12 protein-coding genes are annotated in these 19,026 nt (G+C 62.3%); 3 read left to right on the top strand and 9 right to left on the bottom strand.

Annotated elements, in window-relative coordinates; translation table 11 throughout:
• Positions 1-33 precede the first annotated feature (33 nt).
• Genes GY725_15205 through GY725_15230 form a run of 6 tightly spaced genes read right to left on the bottom strand, consistent with a single transcriptional unit; the run spans position 34 to position 8,807 of the window.
• On the bottom strand, positions 34-345 hold the full coding sequence (locus GY725_15205) for a DUF3467 domain-containing protein (protein ID MCP4005536.1): 312 nt from the start codon (positions 343-345) through the stop codon (positions 34-36).
• Positions 345-1,874, bottom strand: a complete 1,530-nt coding sequence (locus GY725_15210; protein ID MCP4005537.1) for a GGDEF domain-containing protein — start codon at positions 1,872-1,874, stop codon at positions 345-347. Before GY725_15210 ends, GY725_15205 begins: the two co-directional genes overlap by 1 nt.
• Before the next feature lie 7 nt (positions 1,875-1,881).
• Entirely contained in the window at positions 1,882-2,886 is a 1,005-nt protein-coding gene (locus tag GY725_15215) for an efflux RND transporter periplasmic adaptor subunit (GenBank protein MCP4005538.1), read from the bottom strand.
• A 12-nt stretch (positions 2,887-2,898) separates the two neighbouring features.
• Positions 2,899-4,911: a prepilin peptidase gene (locus GY725_15220; protein MCP4005539.1), complete on the bottom strand. Its 2,013-nt coding sequence runs from the start codon at positions 4,909-4,911 to the stop codon at positions 2,899-2,901.
• On the bottom strand, positions 4,904-7,048 hold the full coding sequence (locus GY725_15225) for a peptidase M50 (GenBank protein MCP4005540.1): 2,145 nt from the start codon (positions 7,046-7,048) through the stop codon (positions 4,904-4,906). Before GY725_15225 ends, GY725_15220 begins: the two co-directional genes overlap by 8 nt.
• A gap of 4 nt (positions 7,049-7,052) precedes the next feature.
• A complete protein-coding gene (locus tag GY725_15230) occupies positions 7,053-8,807 on the bottom strand; it encodes an HlyD family efflux transporter periplasmic adaptor subunit (GenBank protein MCP4005541.1) in 1,755 nt (584 codons plus the stop codon).
• Between the two features lie 217 nt (positions 8,808-9,024).
• Between GY725_15230 and GY725_15235 the strand changes: the two genes are divergently transcribed.
• Positions 9,025-11,898: a response regulator gene (locus GY725_15235; protein MCP4005542.1), complete on the top strand. Its 2,874-nt coding sequence runs from the start codon at positions 9,025-9,027 to the stop codon at positions 11,896-11,898.
• Positions 11,895-13,481: a response regulator gene (locus GY725_15240; protein MCP4005543.1), complete on the top strand. Its 1,587-nt coding sequence runs from the start codon at positions 11,895-11,897 to the stop codon at positions 13,479-13,481. Before GY725_15235 ends, GY725_15240 begins: the two co-directional genes overlap by 4 nt.
• Positions 13,482-13,963: 482 nt before the next feature.
• On the opposite strand, the gene GY725_15245 is transcribed toward GY725_15240, so the two are convergent.
• The 3 genes from GY725_15245 to GY725_15255 all read right to left on the bottom strand — a co-directional run bounded on the left by GY725_15245 (position 13,964) and on the right by GY725_15255 (position 17,524).
• Entirely contained in the window at positions 13,964-15,598 is a 1,635-nt protein-coding gene (locus GY725_15245) for a DUF2235 domain-containing protein (protein ID MCP4005544.1), read from the bottom strand.
• 69 nt (positions 15,599-15,667) lie between these two features.
• Positions 15,668-16,660: a hypothetical protein gene (locus GY725_15250; protein ID MCP4005545.1), complete on the bottom strand. Its 993-nt coding sequence runs from the start codon at positions 16,658-16,660 to the stop codon at positions 15,668-15,670.
• 213 nt (positions 16,661-16,873) lie between these two features.
• Positions 16,874-17,524, bottom strand: a complete 651-nt coding sequence (locus GY725_15255) for a hypothetical protein (GenBank protein ID MCP4005546.1) — start codon at positions 17,522-17,524, stop codon at positions 16,874-16,876.
• Between the two features lie 107 nt (positions 17,525-17,631).
• On the opposite strand from GY725_15255, the gene GY725_15260 reads away from it, so the two are divergent.
• Complete coding sequence (locus GY725_15260; protein MCP4005547.1) at positions 17,632-18,939, top strand: hypothetical protein; 1,308 nt, start codon at positions 17,632-17,634, stop codon at positions 18,937-18,939.
• The last annotated feature ends 87 nt before the right edge of the window (positions 18,940-19,026 follow it).

Consider the following 19,026-nt stretch of genomic DNA (forward strand, 5'->3'; position numbering starts at 1 on the left):
TAGATGGTGTAAAAGGAGGGCAGGCAGCGGAATCTAGGCGCGCCTCGCGCGGGCAGGGGGTGCGGTGCCGTTCGACGCGGGCTGCGGCGCCGCCGGCAGGATGATTTCTCCGAAGTTGGCCTCGTAGCGGGCGACCGCATCAGCGAGCGCCTTCGCCATCGCCTTGGCATGCGCGGGCGCGGTAACGAAAGACGCCAGGAGATGCGCACCCGTTGCCGGTCCCTGGGATTGCCCCTGCACGACCTGGCCGAAGGTCAGAAAGAACTCCGCGCGGTCTTGACCCACGCGCATGAAGTTTGCGTAGGCGGCGGGCGGCAGGTTTGGGTTGGCCTCTTTGGGGTCCATCATTCGTCTCCTTTGCGATGTCCTTGGGTTTCAATTCGCCGGGGAACGAAGCGCTCGAGCGCGTCCTTCCCCTTCCAGATCGAGGTCTGATTGCGACCGTTGTTCTTGGATGCATAGAGCGCCTGGTCGGCCTGGTCGATCAACGTCGTGAGCGACTTGGCGCCGAACTGGATCGAAGCGACGCCGAAGCTCGCGGTGATGGGTACGCGCGCGAAGCCGGGCGAGTCGATTCGTCCGCGAATACGCTCTGCCGTCGCGGCCGCACCCAAGACATCGGTGTCCTGAAGCACCAGGCAGAACTCCTCGCCGCCGTAACGGCAGACGTTGTCATCGGAGCGCACTTCGTTCATCAAGGCTTCAGATACGCGTCGAATGACTTCGTCGCCGACCTGATGTCCGTGCTCGTCGTTCACTTTCTTGAAGAAATCGATGTCGACCATCACGCAACAGACCTGTCGATCAATGCCCTCGCCAAACTCGCCGCCGAAGCGCTCCATGAAGAAGCGTCGGTTAGATGCGCCCGTCAATGGGTCGTGGTGGGCCAGGAATCCCAGTTCCTTGTTCTGTTCCTTGATCTCTTCCTGCGACTTTTCGAGCGTCGCGAGGGCTTCTTCCAGTTCTTGCGTCTTGCGCTCCAGCTCCGTCACGTCATCGAATGTTGCGATCACACCCTTGGCGCGATCCCAGCCGTCGAGCACTGGCGAGCAGCGGGCCACCAGTGAGCGCTGTTCGCCGAGTACGTCCTCGAGGATGACCTTCGCTTCGATAGTCTTGGAGCCCTCCATCGCTTCGACCCAGGGCATGCGGTAGTTGCTGTCGCAGCGAGTCCACTCGAGCGTGGACGCGCGTCTGCCCATCAGCGCCGAGGCGCGTTCGCCGAACGTCTCCACGAACGCGGCGTTTGCGAGCACGATCCGCTCGCTCTGGTCGAGCAGCAGCACGCCGCCGGCCATCGCATCGAGTGCTCCTTGGACGCGGGCGGGAATAACCGAGGACGGGTCAAGGTGTTTCAGTGCGCGTCGCATGTAGCCCAGGTATGCGAAGAAGCCGGTCGCAGCCATGATGGCGAGTAGGCGCACGAGCGGTCGCTGCCACAAGGCTTCTAACGGCCCGCGGGCTGCAACATCGCGAAAGCGCACTTCGAGATCGGCCCACGGCTTGCCGTTGCGCAACATGGGGAGGGCGACGTGCGTCGCATTGGATTCCTTTTCGAGATCCGGACCCCACGCAGTTGCGTGATCTCCAGAAGTCACCATCAGGCGACCCGCGTTCGAGCGAAGTGCGGCGGACAAGACCTCATCGTTTCGTTCCACGGCCATGTACAGCGCCGCGCGGATCGAATTCAAGTCGTCGCTACCGGCCGCTGCCGCCGCCTGTGCGGCCAGCGTTTCGCAGAGCTGAATGCGCGCCTCCATGCGCTGGTCCGTTTCGGCGGGCATGAAGCCGGCGAGGTCCAATATGACGAGTATTGAACAGGTCACCAGGACCAATCCCAGGCTGACGCGGATGAGGGGGGAGAATCCGTTCATCCGAAACTCAGTCGGCCTCGAAGCGGACCCGACAGTGCAGTCCGCCCGGAATCGCGAAGTCCGGATTTGGCAGCTCGAGTTGCACCCCGAAGGTGCCGCTGGCCGCGTCGATGACCTGATCGACGATCGTCACGGACGCCACGTGTGCGTCGTTGCCTTCCAACTCCGGGGCAATCGTAGCGCGCGTGCCCTTCTTGATGGTGCCGAACTTCGCGGCGGGCAGGATCACATCGACGCGCAGCGGATCGATCTGAGCGATCGTCAGGATCGTGTCTTCGTGCGGGATCTCACCCGGCGACATTGAACGGCTTACCACCACACCGGCCACTGGGCTGCGAATCTTGCGTCGCTCGGCGGCGGCGACGGCCCGTATGAGCTCCAGCTCGGCGAGTCGCTGTTCCTCGAGCGCGCGGTAGTATTCGTAGCGCGCGATGTCGGCTTCCGTGTCGAGCTCCTGGCGGGCATCGAGTGAGACGGCGTCGCGCTTGAACAGCTTCCCTCCCCGCTGCCTGCGTCGCTCGCGAAGCTGCAGCTCGCTCGCTCGCGAGCGCACGTTCGAGTCGATCTTGGCGCGAGTGCGAGCGAGTGCGACCGCGGCATCTTCCACGCTGGATTCGAGCTCGGCCACGATCTGGCCGGCCTTCACGAAGTCCCCACGCTCCGTCTGGATGCTCTTGATGACACCGATGACCGAGCTGCCGATCTCCACGACTTCGAAGGGCTCGATGATGCAATCGACCGCGCCTCGATCGTGGCTACCCGGCGAGCGCACCGCCGAACCGTCGAGCGTTGTGCCGAGTAGCGGATCTGTACTCAATGCAGTTCCCTCGCGGTGTTTCGCGGCAGCGGCCGCCTGCAACTTCTGCACGGTCGCCTGTCGGCTGCCGGTCGGGATTGTGTTCCGCCCAGCACTCCACTTCACGACGCCGGGCAGGAAGACCGCGCACAGACCCGCCACCGTTAGAAACGGCAAGATCCATCGCGCAAACTTCTTCGGCTCGTCGCCGTTCATTGCTGCCTACTCCTACTCGCCTTGCCCAGTGAACGCCAGTAGGTCGCTCAAGTAGCTCTCGGTCTCCATCAGGGAACGCCGGATCCGGGCCTGCCTCCTTTCATCGGCGCACTGCGGCAAGGATGTAAGGCCGGAGCCGAGCCGATGTGGGAAGAATCCGCGACGCCGTGACATCAATGTCATGAGCCGTCGGACGAAGTCTGGATATAGCTGGACTAGCGGGTCATCTTCGAGCGAAAAGATTCCCTCGCAGCTTCCGGGATCTCCCTGCCGGCCACTCCGACCGTAGAGCTGTCGGTCGATTCGCCCAGCACTTGACCGCTGTGTCGAGATCACGTGCAGGCCGCCGCTCTCCGCGACTCCCGTGCCCAGAGCGATGTCGGTGCCTCGACCCGCCATATTGGTCGCGACCGTGATACGTCCGAGCTGTCCGGCGTCGGCCACGATCTGCGCTTCTTCGGCATCCTGGCGTGCGTTCAACACACGATGCTCGATGCCAGCGGCAGTCAACAACCTGCTGACTACTTCGGACTCTCCCAACGAAGAGGTGCCAACCAGGACAGGCCGGTGCGTTCGGTTCAGTTCGGCCACGCGTTTGCTCAGCGCACGCCATTTGCTCTGCTTGGACGGGTACACGCGCGTGCCGAAGTGCTGCCGAATCAGCGGCTTGCGCGTGGGAATGGGCACAGTCGCGAGTCCGTATACGTCCTGGACTTCGCCGGCGACTTCGCGCGCGGTTCCCGTCATCCCAGAGAGCTTCAGATAGCGTCGGTAGAAGCGTTGGCAGCTTATGCGTGCCAGGGTTTCGCGCTCGGGGGTCAGCTCGCAGCCTTCCTTGAGTTCAATCAACTGATGGAGGCCGCGCTCCCAGGAGCGGTCGGGGTTCGAACGGCCCGTGGGCTGATCGATGATCTCGACGTGCCCGTCGCGCACGAGGTAGTGCTGGTCGCGTACGAACACGTGCAGGGCACGTAGCGCCTGCAGCGCCCAGGCCTCTCGGCGTCGAGGGCCATGCCACGCAACGGACAGGGGTCGGGTCAGCTCCTCGAGTTTCATTCGGCCGCCTTCGCTCAGTTCGACGTTGGAAGTCATGCGATTGAGGCGGTAGTCGAGGCCATCTTCCAGTCTTTGCGCGAGGCGCAGCGCTTGTCGGTAGGTGCGCTCCTGTTCGGGGGATCCGCCGGCGCCGGCAAGGATGAGCGGTGTACTCGCTTCGTCGATCAGGATCGCGTCTGCCTCGTCGATGATCGCGAAGCACAAGCCGCGCAGAAGCAGGCCACTGTGCGCAGCTCCGTTGTGGAGGGAGTCCAGTTGAAACTTGAGCTTTCCGCGGGTTCGACCGCGAGCGAGCCCATCGCGCAGGTAGTCGAAGGCGATCTGCTTGGTCGTTCCATAGGTGATGTCGCAGGAGTAGGCGTCGCGTCGCTCGTTTGGGTTCTTTAGGTCTTCGGTCACTGCGGAGACCGATAACCCGAGTGCTTCGTAGAGCGGCGCCAATTTCGCTGCGTCGCGTGCCACCAGGTAGTCATTCGCAGAGATCACATGCACGGGAATTCCCGCCAACGCCGCAGTACAAGCGGGCAGGGTAGCGGCAAGCGTCTTGCCCTCTCCGGTGGCCATCTCGGCGAGCTTGCCGCGCGCCATGATCCAGCCGGCCATCAACTGCACGTCGTAGGGTTCCATGCCGAGCGTGCGACGCGAGAACTCCGAAATCAGTGCGAAACAGCCAGGCAGCAGATCGTCACGGGTGCCCTCGAGCACGAGCCGTTCTCGCGTTCGCCTCAACTCTTCGGCGAGCTGAGCCTCGTCGAGTCCGCGAAGCTTGGCCCCCCGGCTGCGGACCTGCGAGACGAACTGCTCCAGGGGTGCTCGACGCAGCGAGAGTGCGCGTTCCGTCGCACCGGAAATCAGTCGCAGCGCTCGGCTGAACCAGGATTCGTGTTCCAGTCCCCGTTCGGGGTAGCTGCCTTGCGCCACGCCCGGTCGAAGCGCCAGGCCAGAACCGAAGGGCGCGCCATCAGACACGGATATCTCGCACGAGCACGCGTCGCACGGCTCGCCAGAGTCGAGCCCCCACCGGTTCGAAGCCGTGGCGGAAGCGCACGTAGACACGCGTGCCCACTTCGCGCACGGCCAGCGATCGGGGCAGTGTGATCTCGACTTCAAACACGCGGTCGAGCGTGCGAAGACCGTCGGGATCTGTCGGATCGACGGGCAGCCGACCGCCACCGGCGGTGCCCAGAGCTCGGCTCGGCAGGCGGTCGTTTGCTGCTGGTATGACCCGCAGTTCGTCGCCCTGGAGCGCCGCGTTCAGCTCGCTGGCGAGCAGCAGGTCGATGCGCTCGGTCTGCTCGCGGACCAGGTTCACGCGGCTTTCCTGAACTACCGCGCGGACGGTCGGAACCGAGAGGCCGAGTACGTGTCCGAGCAGCTCACCTTGTTCGACGTAGTGTCCAGTCAGATTGTCTGCTCCCGACAGATAGAAGGTGCCGTCGCCGGGACTGCGCACGGTCACCTCGCTCTCGCGCTCGCGGGTTCGCGCGAGGCGCGCCTCCAGTTCTTCGATCTGACTGCTGGTTCCCGCAGCGCGGACGCGATCGCGAAAGCGCTCCGAGTGCAGGCGCGCTCGCAACTCGCGCAGTTCCGCGCGCAGAACGGCAAGCTCTGCCTCCAGGGAGGGGTCGCGAATCTGTACCAACGCTTGTCCTCGAAGGACTGTCGAGCCGGGCTCCGCGAGAACATCGATGATGAAGCCTTCGGTACCCGCGCGAACCAATACGCCCTCGGGCGGCCATACAACTCCCTCAGCGTGCGTCGTATGCGAGATCGGAACCGCGAAGATCAACGCGGAGAGGAGGGCCGCAGAAGCCATGCTCAGGCCGAGCGCACGTGCGCGCCGTTCGCCCAGGCGTGGGCTCGTCAACAAGAAGGTGGCGCACTTGATCAAGGGAACCACGACCTGCATGACGATCGCGAACAGCGCGAGCATCACGCCGAGTATCAGGAACTGAGTCGCCAGGAAGTACGCGATGCCCAGCATGACGAACAAGCGGTAGACGAAGGCCGCGACTCCGTAGGCGACAAACCAGCGCGCTTCGCCAGGGGCATTGACAGGGGATCGTCCGCGCACGTCAAAGGCGTGTTGCAGCGTCAGATACCCCAGATACTGCTTCGAGCGACTTGCCAGGTTGGGAATCTCGATGGCGTCGGATAGCACGTAGTAGCCGTCGAAGCGCAACAGGGGATTGCCATTGAACAGAAGTGTCGAAACACCGCCGATCCACATCACATTGTAGGCGGTCGATCTGAGCAGGCCCGGGTCGGTGTTCAACCAGACCAAGAACGCCAGCGCCGCGAGGAAGACTTCGACCAGGATTCCCGCGCCCGCGACGAGCATTCTCTGGTACTTGTCCGGAAACACAGACGACGACGAGGCGTCGACGTAGGGCAGGGGCATCAAGACCAGAAAGAGAATCCCGACCTCGTGCACGGCGCCACCGAACGAGCGGGCGGCAAAGGCGTGCCCGAGTTCGTGAAGCAGCTTGACCGCTGGGTAGACGAGTGCGAGTACGACCAGGTTCTCGAGTGCCAGCAACCGGCTGATCGCATCCGCGGAGAGTTCCTCAGCGTGGGAGCCCGCCAGAACCAGAGCGCTGCCGACGACCGCACACCACAACCCCGCGCCCCAGCGGCTGAAGACCGGGCGAACCCAGGGAGTAGAGCGCCGCAGCCAGCGATCGGGGTCCAGCAAGGGCAGCTTGAGGGCCATGGGATTCGCAAAACGACCGCGTGTCTCTGCCTGCGCTCGTTGTTCGGCGCGTCGCAAGACCAGGTCCGGATCGGGAGACACGTCTCCTTGCAGCAGGTCGGCCACGTGCAGCATGCCGAGCACGCGTATCGTCTCGTCTTGCGTCGGCACATCGTCGCCCAGCTGCAGGCCGACCGCGTCCCAGATTTCCTGGACGCTGCGCTGGCCATCGAGCAGTCCGACGATCTGATAGGCACTCGGAGTGAGACGATGGCTGCGGCCGGAGATCGGATCTTCGAGCACGTACCAGAGCTGGCCGCGGTATTGATGCCGGTGCACACGTGCATGCGCGGCGAGCTTGGGCTTCAGAGGTGCGACACGGTACCAGGATGAACTGAACAGGCTCTCGCTCATGTATCTACGGAAGCCAGGACCAGATCGAAAGTCGCAGCCAGTCGATCAGGCGATGGGTGAAGATCCACAGGAGCGAGCGCGAACCGACATCGATCTTTGCGACGCCTTGCATTCCGGGTCGCAAGGAATCTACGGGCACATCGAGACGTGCTTCGGCGCGGAAGTAGTTTCGCCCATCCTCCGCGACGGCGACAGGCGTCACCTGCTCGACCGTCAACGGCAGCGAGCGGCCGGGCAGGGCGGACAGCATGAGCTGTCCCTTGTTTCCGGCAGATACGCGGCGTACGTCACGTTCGTCGATCTGCAACATGATCCGGTAACCGTCGAGAGGCGCGACCTCGAACAAGACATCGCCCTTGGAGACGGGAGAGCCAAGTGCCTGGCTCAGGTCACCGCGCACGACGACACCATCGAAGGGCGCGACAAGTCGGGTTCGTTCGAGCTTGGAGTCGAGCAACGACATCTGAGCTTCGGCCGCTGCAACCTTTGCGCTCAGGATGTTGACCTTCGCCCGGTCGTGCAGCGCGAGCGCCTCGCGTTGCTCCGTTTTCAACTGCTCTGTCTGCGCGGCCCATTTGAGTCGTTCGAGTGCCAGATCGCGCTCATCGAGTCTGCCCAGCACCTGCCCGGCCTGCACGATGTCGCCCGCCCGCGCGTTGGCCTCGCCAATGTAGCCCTCCGTGCCGGCGACAATGGCCCGGCGTACGCGGCCTTCGAGGACTGCCTCTGATCGGGCGCGATACTCTCCGTTGACGAATGCGAGTCCCAGGACGAGAAGGCTCAGCGCGCAAGCTATGAGCTTTGTTTCTGCGTGGCCGGGTCCGAAGAGCCGCTCGCTCAGCGTCCGCATACGGGTGCGAGCGCGCTCGAACCACCTTCGATCGGCGAGTCGTCTCAGATGCAGGAGCGGCCCCAGGAGTACGCTGGCGTCTTCCGCGACGCGTAGCCGCTCGTCGCCTGCCGCGATGGCTGTGTCGCTTTCGCAGATGATGGCTCCGACGACGCGACCGCTGAAGGCCAGTGGGATCGTCAAGACGGAAGCAGCACCGTGATCGCGCACGAGTGCTTCGTGTGCACGTGTGATGCGTGGAGCCTCGCCTTCGGCCTGGGGATGAAGTACCGCAGCGTCCTGATCCGCGGCTTCGTCCATCACGTTTCCGAGATCGACAACGAGCTGCGAATGCGGATCGAACTTGCCAACACGCGAGATCGAATCGACGACGCAATGCCCGCGTTCGCGAAAGCCGATGCTGACTCGCTGGAGTTCGAGCCGGGTCGCGATCTCGGTGGCGAGGGCGCGACTGGCTGCCTCGAAGGTCTCGTACTCGAGCACCAGGCCCAGCAGCTCCAGAGCCTCGACCACCCGTTCGCGGCTCCCATCCGAATGGATGAGTGGTTCGAGCCACGCCAGCGCGGCTCCGAGCTGCGCCAAACGCCGTTGCGCATCCCAGGTCTCGGAGAGGAGTTCCAGCGCGACCGCTCCTCGGCCACCGGAAGTGAGATTGAACGGTACGGCCACCCGGCCGCGAACCTGGCCGCTCTCGACGGTCTCGAACTTCTTGCCACTGACGACCGGACGTTCGTGTTTCAACGCGGCGGCCGCTGCGCCCCGCAGTTCGGGCATCACTTTCGCAGCAGGGGGCCACACGGCGAAGGGTTCGTGTGGTGCCGCCTCTGTCGCAAGCACGACAACCCCCTGCACCGAGCCAGGCACGATCTCGCACACGCGCGCGAGCCATATGGAGACGACCGATCGCATGGCGCGGCGTTCCCTACACACAAGAGTCTCAGCTCGTGCTTCGGCTCTACAGCGCCGGTTCCTTTAGGGAAGGGCCCGGCCATCTTAAGGCGGGTTTGCGGCTCTCCGATAAACTATCAGGGCATCCGCCGTGCGTCCGTCGAACCGCCCAAGCCTGTGCCTCAATGTCTTCGTTGTTCAACCCGAGAGCCTCATCATTCCGGAGAGATCGCGACTGATGCGAACCGGCAGTCGAATCAGCATTGCTGCAAAGCTCGATGTGCTCGCCGTTCTCTTTGCGGTGTTGACGGGGATCTGCGTCCTTGCCGTTGCTGGACATCAATCGTCCAAAGACGAGTACGAAAAACTCAAAGATGCGGGACGGGAACTCGGGCGGGGACTCGCCGATCAGCTCGGATACCCGATCTTCTCCGGTGAACCCGGTGCCCTGGAGCAGGTATTCGAAGAGTTCGCGGGGCATGACGAACTGAGTTATGTGAGTGTCCTCGACGCACAGGGAGTTCCGCTCGCTCGTCGCGTGCGCTCCGGAGCCTCCGGTCCGCTCCCTTTGGCTTCGAGTGAACTTGCGCGATCAGCTTCCGTGGGGCGTGAGGCCTTGCGCGCAGATGGCTCGGGAAATCTGAGCTTCGTGGTTCCGATTCGCGGTGCCACGATGCAGCATGTGGAGCGAGTGCCGGTCGGAACCCGCGTGCCGCAGCTGCTCGGCTTCGTGCGTCTGGGGTTCGATTCCGCCGGGATTCAGCGCCGTGTCAGCTATCGCCTTCAAGTGCTCCTCGCCTATGCCGGTCCAGCGGTCATCGCTCTCTGTGTGCTCACGATCCTGGCAATGCGACACGTGGTGCGTCCCATCCGTCGGCTCTCCCTGGTGACGCACGACATGGCCTCCGGGAACTTCGAACAGCACATCGAGATCGACACGAGGGACGAAGCGGGCGAACTGGGCCAGGCGGTGAACGAGATGCTCACCCGCCTGCGCACGTATCGCGACGAAGTGTATGCGCATCGGCGAAACCTGGAGGATCAGGTTGCGTCTCGTACGAAGGAGCTGCAGCTTCGCGCGGAGGAAGCTATCGAGCTGGCGCGGGTTGCGGAAGAAGCGAACCGCGCCAAGTCCCAGTTTCTAGCGAACATGAGTCACGAGATTCGAACCCCCATGAACGGCGTGCTGGGGATGACCGAACTCCTACTCGGTACCGAGCAGAATCCGACGCAGCGCAAATTCACACGTACGGTCCACCAGTCGGCGCGCACTCTTCTGAATCTGATCAATGACATTCTGGACTTTTCTCGCGCCGAGGCCGGCCGGCTCGAACTCGAGAGCGAAGTCATGGACCTGCGGCGGGCATCCGAAGACATCGTAGATCTGCTGGCGGAGCGTGCGCAGACCAAGGGAATCGAAATCGCCTGCTTCGTGCATGAGAGTGTCCACTCCTCCGTGCGCTGCGATTCCGGCCGCCTGCGGCAGGTGCTGACGAATCTACTGAGCAACGCTGTGAAGTTCACCGAGCAGGGCGAAGTGGTGCTGCGAGTGACGAACACCCACCGCGAGCTTGCCCGCCCCGAATTTGAAGAGGTGCTCTTCGAAGTCTCGGATAGCGGTATCGGCGTACCCGAAGAGTCTCGCGATCGTCTGTTCGAATCGTTCACGCAAGCGGACGGCTCGATGGCGCGGCGATTCGGGGGTACCGGTCTCGGCCTGGCCATCAGCAAACAGCTCGTAGAACTGATGGGCGGAGAGATCGGCTTCAAAACGGAAGAGGGCATCGGCTCGCGTTTCTGGTTCCGTCTACCCCTGGAGCGTGTGGAAGGTCAGGACGAGGCCGGAGATGAGGTAGACCTCGACGGCAAGCGAGTGCTTCTATTCGAGTCCGAGACGACCCATCGTTCGGTGCTGCGTCAAAAGCTCGAAACCTGGGGGGCAGAGGTCTTCGAGTGTGAAGACTGCGACGAAGCACTCGAGCAGCTACATGCGTCGGCGAACCGAGGCGCGCTCTTCGACGTGTTGCTCGCCGACCTGGGCCCTGATGCACAAGGGCTGCGAGTCGTGCAGCGCTTGCGCGAACAAGGCGCCGCCTGGGCACCGCAGATCATCGCGATGCTGCCGCTCGATGCCTCGCTTCGCGCCGATGACCCGAGCCTCCGCATCGCCGCGGCGGTCGGCAAGCCCGCGCGGATCGACGAGCTGGCGCGTGCTCTGATCCTGACGGTGGGGGGAAGCGTCGCACGCGAAAGCATCGCTCCCGAGCCTGTCAGCGCGCCTCGGCCGATTGCGAATGCACGCATTCTGCTCGTAGAGGACAACCCGATCAATTCCGAAGTGGCCACCCGTGTGCTGCAGAATCTCGATTGCGATGTGTCTGACGCAAAGGACGGCCTCGAAGCGGTGGAGGCGGTGAAGTCCGCGTCCTTCGATCTGATCTTCATGGACTGTCAGATGCCGGGCATGGATGGCTTTCAGGCAACACGCGCGATTCGCGAACTCGAAGAAGCATCTGACCCGCGACTTCACGTACCGATCATTGCGCTGACCGCTCATGCGCTACCGAGCGATCGCGACGAGTGCCTCGCTGCGGGAATGGACGACTATCTGACCAAACCCTTCACTCGCGACGATCTGAGTCGCATGGCTGCAAAGTGGATCGTGGCGGACCCTGTCAAACTAGCGGCAGCGACGCTGGCCTCAGACTCGACCGTGAGATCTTCAGCGAAGGATCGAACGCAAACAGTGAACGGCACATCGCCGATCGACGACTCTGTCCTCGATGCACTGCGCGACCTCGACGACTTTGATGAATTGCTGGAGCGGCGGCTGGTTCAAATCTTCCGGGAGAACTCCACGCAGCTCGAGAGCGCCATTCTCGCTGCCGTCGAAGAGAGCGACGCCAAATCCCTGGCGCGGGCAGCGCATACCTTGAAGTCGAGCAGTGGGCAGGTCGGAGCCATGGGCCTGTCAGCCATGGCTCGAGAACTCGAGGCCCGCGGCCGAGTCAACAAATTGGAGGGCGCGGAAGTGCTCGTACAGGCCTTGTCGAAGGAACTGGCCGCAGTACACGCCGCGCTGGACGAACGCTCGAGCGGAGAGAACGAATGAAGAAGACAGCTGAAGAAAAGTCTCGCGCCCTGGTGATCGACGACGACCCGGTCGCCAGGCTGCTCGCCGGGAAGTCGCTGAGCGCGATCGGATTCGAATGCGAGGAAGTCGAAGACGGTGAAAGCGGCCTGTCGGCGGTAGACAGAGAGTTACCCGACCTGATCGTGCTTGACGTAGAGATGCCCGGGATCGACGGCTTCGAGACCTGTAGCGTGTTGCGCGAGCGGTATCCGGGCGAGGCGCTCCCCATTCTCATGGCGACCGGACACACTGACAATGAAACCATCGATATGGCGTTCAAGGCCGGTGCCACGGACTTCGTCAAGAAACCGATCGACTGGCAGTTGCTGCAGCACCGCGTTCGCTTCTTGATGCGCGGATCCGACGCGATCGTGAACCTGCAGGCTGCGACGCATGAGGCGCGCTCTGCCAATCGAGCGAAGCTCGACTTCCTGGCGAACATGAGCCACGAGATCCGAACGCCGATGACTGCGATCGTGGGCTTCGTGGATCAGTTGCATGGCGACTCTGCTGGCGAGTGTTCCGAAGATGAGAGTCGATTGTTCGTGGAGTCCATTCACCGCAACTCCGCGCATCTGATGCGACTGATCGATGACTTGCTCGAGGCCTGCCGCGACGATTCTTCGAAGGTCGCGCTTCGGGTCTACGAGACCGACCTGAGCAACATGCTGGTGGAGATTGTGGACAACCTGAGACCGGCCGCGGAAGCTCGCAATCTCTTCCTGCGCCTGCACGACGATGCGAAATCGGGCGTGACGCTGAGCACGGATTCGACCCGGCTCCGCCAGATCCTTACGCACCTGCTGGCCAACTCGATCAAGTTCACCGACCGGGGTGGCGCCGAGATTCGAATGCGCGCGGGAAAGACCCGCGATGGCAAGGCCGCGACCGAAATCGCGATCACGGATACGGGCATCGGCATGACCAAAGAAGAGATCGATCGCGTTTTTCGGCCGTTCACGCAGGCGGACGAATCATCGGTTCGAAAACGGGGGGGGATCGGTCTCGGTCTGGTGATCGTCCGACGACTGGTCGCCGCACTCGGCGGCTCGCTCGGTGTAACGAGCGAGCCTGGGAAGGGAACCTCCGTTCGACTTCGCCTTCCTGAACTCGCGCCTGCGCCGGCTCCTCAGGTCTCTGAGCCCCCGAAGGCGAGCGCGCCGCAGGAGATTCCGCCCGGCAAGCGTGTGCTCCTGGTCGAAGACGGCGAAGACAACCAGCGCCTGATCAGCTTCTTGATCCGCAAGCTCGGCGCCAAAGTCGAGGTTGCATCCAACGGACGTGAAGGCGTGGACGCAGCATTGGCGGCGGAAGAGCGCGAGCCATTCGACTTGATCGTGATGGACATGCAGATGCCCGTGCTCGATGGCTACGCGGCATCGACCGAGTTGCGGAACGCGGGCTACACTCGCCCGATCGTTGCGCTCACCGCGCACGCGATGCAGGGCGATCGCGAACGCTGCCTGAACGCGGGCTGCGATGACTACGCGACCAAGCCGATTACCGCCCCTTCGGTCCGGCGAATTCTGGCGCAGTGGCTCGACGCGAAGCCAGAGGGCTAGGGAATTTCCGCAGAACCGCCTCGATTTGGTAGAAACAAGGGTCTGGCGTTTCGGGATGAAGCTCCACATTGGAACGGATCGTCGCGGCATGCTGCACAGCCTGACGGCGACGCACGCGGCGGAGTCGGACATCAAGCAGCTGCCGAACCTGCTTCACGATGAGAAGAGCGTGCTGTACGGCGCGCGTTCAAGGACGCGGGCTCGCTGCGAGCCCCCGTTTCGGGTCGTGAAACATCTCTGGGGCTTCGACAAAACCCGCTACCTGAGGATCGCGAAGAACCTGGCTCGCGCGCAGACGATGTTTGCGCTCTCTGACCCTAGGGAACCTCTGCACAGGGAGGCTGCGACTGCGAAGCGCGATGCATCCGCCTGCGCTGCGTCGCGCGACCCTCTGCAGATCTACGGATCTGCGATCGGATCACGCTTCTTGCTCAGGCGGCGACTCTCGCTTCTCGCTCGAATCCTCCCTGTGCAGAGATTCCCTAGGCATCGTATGCCCGGCGCCCAATCGCGTGGATCCGATTCTTGAGCACCCGTTGGAGGCCCCAAGAACCGGCGACAATGGCGCCGTAGAGTAAAGCCATTATCGGATAGGCGAATGCCGCATCGACGAGGGGCGAAGCGAGATCAGGCACCAGGCCGATGATCACGTCGTGGGAGGCGCCGGTCAGAGTCCACGTCTCGGCATTGGTTGCTGTCATCTCGGTATTGGGTGGCTTGGCGTTGAAGCCCTGAAAGATGGCGACAAGGGTCGACAGCAGCAGGATCGAGTAGGTGATCTGTCGAAGTGTGACAAGCGCGGAAATCTTTGTCCTAGTGGATCGAGCGACGGCGGCCACCTTTGCAGGAGCGGTTGCGAGCTGGGCGCCGAGGTTCGCCTCGGTATACGGCCCGGAGCCCTGGGTGTAGTGGATGGCCAGCTTGAAATCAGTGTCGCCTTTATCGGGTAGGAAGAGCGGCGTGTAGCCCTGCGTGCCTCGAACGATGCGTTGAAAGACGCTTGCATGGATCTCTATTCCGTGTCGGGGAAGGGCGGGGAGCTTCAGGAAGCGGAGCTTGAGAACTCGCTCCCAGATATCGCCGGTCCCCTTGTAGAAGCGTGTGATTCGCCGCGGGCTGTAGCGGTAATAGACGGCGGGTCCCGTCCGGGGATCGTAATGGCGACCGTGCGCGTCCGCCTCGTCTTGAAATGCCTTCCTCTTTCCTGAGATGAAGCGGACTCGGCACTCGGGAGGGTCGCCTATGGCTTCGAGCTCGCCCATCATCCAATCGAGGGTGACGTGGGCAAGCTGATCCTTCGGGTAACCGCCACCGACATTGGAATGGGCGCCCGCGAACCAGACCTGCCGGATATTGGCCGGATCGGTCTGGCGGCCGCAGTCAAGAGAATCGTGATCTGCCATCTCTTTGCTTGGCGATTTGTACCAGACGTTTGGGTGGAATGTTCGGCGTTCGTCGTCGATCGAGATGGCGTGGCGTGCATGTTCGACGCCCCTCAGCATCATGTCGCGAAAGGCGTAGGCGCGACGACCGCGAAAGAGACGAGTAAAGTAGTCGGGGACGGGGCGGAGTTCGTCGATCGGCATACCCACGGCATCAACCGTGTCCCAGACGCCTACGAAGTGGGTACGAACGTCATAGAAGTCTTTGCTTTCGCCTCGCCACTTATTGAATCGGCCATCGTGGATCGCGCGGTAGGCCCACACAATCTCCTTGAGACGTTTTTGGCGACGATCCACGGATAAATGTTCCGAGTCGAGATAGACTTCCTTCTTCAGTACGCCGCAACGCTTGATGAGGCCAGCCAGGCAGCGGGCAGTGAAGGCGCCACGGCTGAACCCGAGGATGAATACTCTGTCACAAGGCTCGTAGTGCAGCACGAGCCATTCATACATCTCGCTGATGTTTCGACTGAGTCCGTAGCCGAACACGTTCCCGAGCATCCGGCTGACCGAGTTGTCCGACGTACCGACTCCGTCGTCATAGAACGTAAGCTGTTGCGGAGCGTTTCCGTTGCGGTCGATGGCGCGAAACAGGCGATATACGTTCGTATTGCGAGTCTTGCCGCCCGCATTTCCCGTTCCGTCTGTAAACAGGAATAGATTCCGTCCTGCCATATTCGCCTCCCCCGTCGAGTAGCCTCGACAGACTCCTAGACGCACAGACCGGCAAACGGAGTCTGACGACTATGCGCCTACCACTTTCCCGCGGACCCAGATTCGCCAGCCTCCGCCCTTGGCGGGAATTCGCGAGACTTCCTCTACTTCAAAAAGCTCTCCCTGCTCGACGACGCTCAGGCGATCGCCCTTCAACCAACCGCGAAAAAGGTCGAATCGCGGCGGGCGCGAGCGTTGGAACACGTCTGTGGTCGCCTCGATCCGTTCGCCTGCCTTTGGAACGTGATCGGCATCGAAGACGCGGTCGATCATTGTGTCGTCTCTCCAGGTTCCGACATACGACCAGCCGGAAGCGGGGAGGTTCGTCTCGGAGACAATTGGATCGGTAGAGTCGGCTTCTTCGATCGTGGGCAACGCCTGGAGGGAATTCGAGCGCAACGTCGCTAGCTCGCGCCGCTTGCTTTCCAGCTCCCGTCGCGCTTCGTCCAGGCTGCTTTGAAGGGTCTCGGTCGACTTCTGCGCTTCCTCTGCTGTCTTGCGTGCCCGTTGTGCTTCGTCCAGGAAACGCTGCTTATCGGCGGCGGCCAGGCCCTTGTCATTCAGCTTGCGTTCGGACGCAGCAATCAGTGCCAGTGCACTATTTCGTTCGTATTCGGCGTCTACGGCCTGTTCAGCCACCTGGCTTAAACGGCGCGCGCTCTGCTCCAATTCCGCTTCTTTCTTGACTGCGTCTTCGACCAATCCTTTTGCAAAATCCAGATAGTCTTGCCAGCGCTCCTTCGATTCTGGGTTCGGGGTGAGCCGCACGAAATATTCCGCGAAATCCCGTCGCTGTTCTAGGTCTTTGGCAAGCGCTCGGTCGATGAACTTCGCGATGAATGCGCTCTCGGTACTGACGACTTCAAACTGCAGCCGGGCGCGTTGGATTTGCCAATTCAGCGTTGCCGTGAGGATTCCGAGGACGACCGTCCCAAACATGAAGCGACCGAAGCCAAGCCTCAGCTTCAGTCTCTCGTTCTCGAGGCGCTTTAGCTCGACCTCTTTGTCGAATTCGTCCGGCATGTCGGTTCCTCGAGCGTAACCGCGGATATCTGAATCCGAATTATGTCACAGTCCGACCGACGGATGCAGATTGATTTGCGAAGAAGCGTGGTCAAGAACGACGCCTGCGTCTACGTCCTGCGTCGAAACTCCCGGTTCAAGTTCTCGATCGAGTTCGTTGTGCGCAGCGACTTTCACATAGACTTCGGAAATGCATAGAAGGTCAGGAGCCGATCACCGGCTTCCTCGAGGCTTCGCGCCACCGCCGGACACAGCTTCCGCCACTTCGCGACGCGCCAGGCGCACCTTGAGATGGAAGCCGTCCAGGAACAGGATCGCGTACGGCTCCTCAGACAGAGCGCGCTCGCTACACTTCGCGAACAGGTCCTCAAGGCGCGTGACGACCCGCGACACTGCGCTCTTCGACTGGTGCTCCGAGCCGAGCAAAGGCTCGAGTGCCTTGCGGATCCGCCGCGTATTCGCGCCCGCGAGGTATGCTCCCGGGATCGCCTCGTCGACCTTGCGCGTTCGACGTGCGAAACGCGGCACGATTTCGCTCTGGAACTCCCGGGTCTTCCCGTCGTCCGTGATCCGACCGCGGGGCCCCTGGAGCGCTTGCGGCCCGACCTCCGTTGTGATCCTCCCCGTCTTGTGGCCGTTGCGGTAGCCGCGGCGATCGTCCGAGCGCTCGTAGCGGTCACCGCCGAGCGCGGCGCTCAGCTCCTCTTCGAGGACCATCTGCACCGCTTCCAAGACGGGTCGGCGCAGTAGCTCTCCAATGTTCTGGCGAGGCGGATGACGTCCGCCTCTTGCGGGGTGCCTGTGTTCATGGCGTAACCCTCCATCGCCTTCCTGGCGATTTTGCTCTGCGGCTCGGAAGGTCAAGCCATCTCTACTTGTTCACGGAACCCGGGCCACACATCCCCCTTACCGGTCAAAGCCGCGTCTCGCGGGCGGGCCATTCCTCCTGAGAATGGTTGTAGAATCTCACCATGGAACAGTGGCTCATCGGAATTCTGACGAGCGTCATCGGCGGCGTAATTGTCCTGCACATCGAACCGTTCAAGGAGTCGATAGCCACGGTGCTTGCGGCGATCGGCGTTGCTGGCGCTGTGCTGTTGCTGTTCGTTTTCGTTCCTTCGGGCTCGACTCCGACGTTGTACTCCGCCGGATCGATTTCAAGGAACGTGGACGAGGGATGGCTCTCCTCCTGGATCGATGGCATCCGGGGGCCGCGAGTCCTCTACCAGGCGTCGCCGCGGATGGCGTCCGAGACCCACGACACTATGACGGTTGCAGGTGCTCCTGGCTGGGTGAGCTTGGGCGTTCACATTCCTACCGGAGACATAATCGAGACGATCCAGAGATCGCATGCCCTTTGCTCTCCAGGCCCTGGCTTCGACCAAAGAACCGCGGTGAACGGGCTGCAGCAAGGTGTCGAGAGGCGGATGGCCGATGCAGCCTGCAGACTCCATGACGGGCGTGTCTTCCTTGGAGAGGCTCAGTGCGGCGAATTCGGCGGTGTGTTGATTCGCTGCGAGCGTAGCCCGGAGGCGGATCGATGGATCACGATGCCGAACAAGCTCTTTGTGCGTGACAGCGGCTCTGCAGAAACGAATTTGAGTCAGTTCAATCAGCGCTGCAACCCACGGAGCCAGTTTTATGGCGAGACGGAAACTCGAAAGTTCTTCGAGCGTGGCGGCGGAATGCACAACGCTGCAGATAGCGCTTGTCGGGACACAATGGGCACCCGGTACGCGGGCCAGTTCAGATGTGGAGCCGAGCGACCCCAAGTGTTGTGCACCGCCAACGACCCTTTCGCAGACGACAGCAAGTGGGCCACAGTTCCGAACGGCGTCATGCTCAATGGAAAGCTCGAGGACATTGGAATGTTCGTTCACCATTGCCGAGACGAACGACAGGCCGAGCATCTGAATGAGGAAGACGCACGACTGACCGCCATCGGCAGTCAATACATGCTCGATCGGATCGAGGCGGTGTGCGCCGCGCACGGAACAGGAAGCTACGATGGCGAGCTCCGTTGCCAGGGGGATGTCATGCAAGTGCACTGTGATGGCACAAAGCGACTAAGCGTGCGAGAGCCGTCTGCTCAGCAGAAGGCTCTCGACGAAAACATGCGGAGATTCATCGAGGAACAGAAGCGGAAGAACCAACAGAAGCCCGCTGTGCAGCGCCAGCCGGTTCGCAATCCAATATTCCCACCGGCCGTCCTGAAGTTCTGCCGCGAGAACCCTGACGATGGAACCTGCCAGGAGGCGGAGGCAAAGGGTTTGTTGTGATCTTGACTCTCGGCGGGTTCGCTGGGAGCGACCGTCGAGCCCTCAGCCCGACGGTCAGGCATTCCGCTCGCACGCCTTCCGGAATCA

Source organism: bacterium, assembly GCA_024226335.1.
GTDB lineage: Bacteria > Myxococcota_A > UBA9160 > SZUA-336 > SZUA-336 > JAAELY01.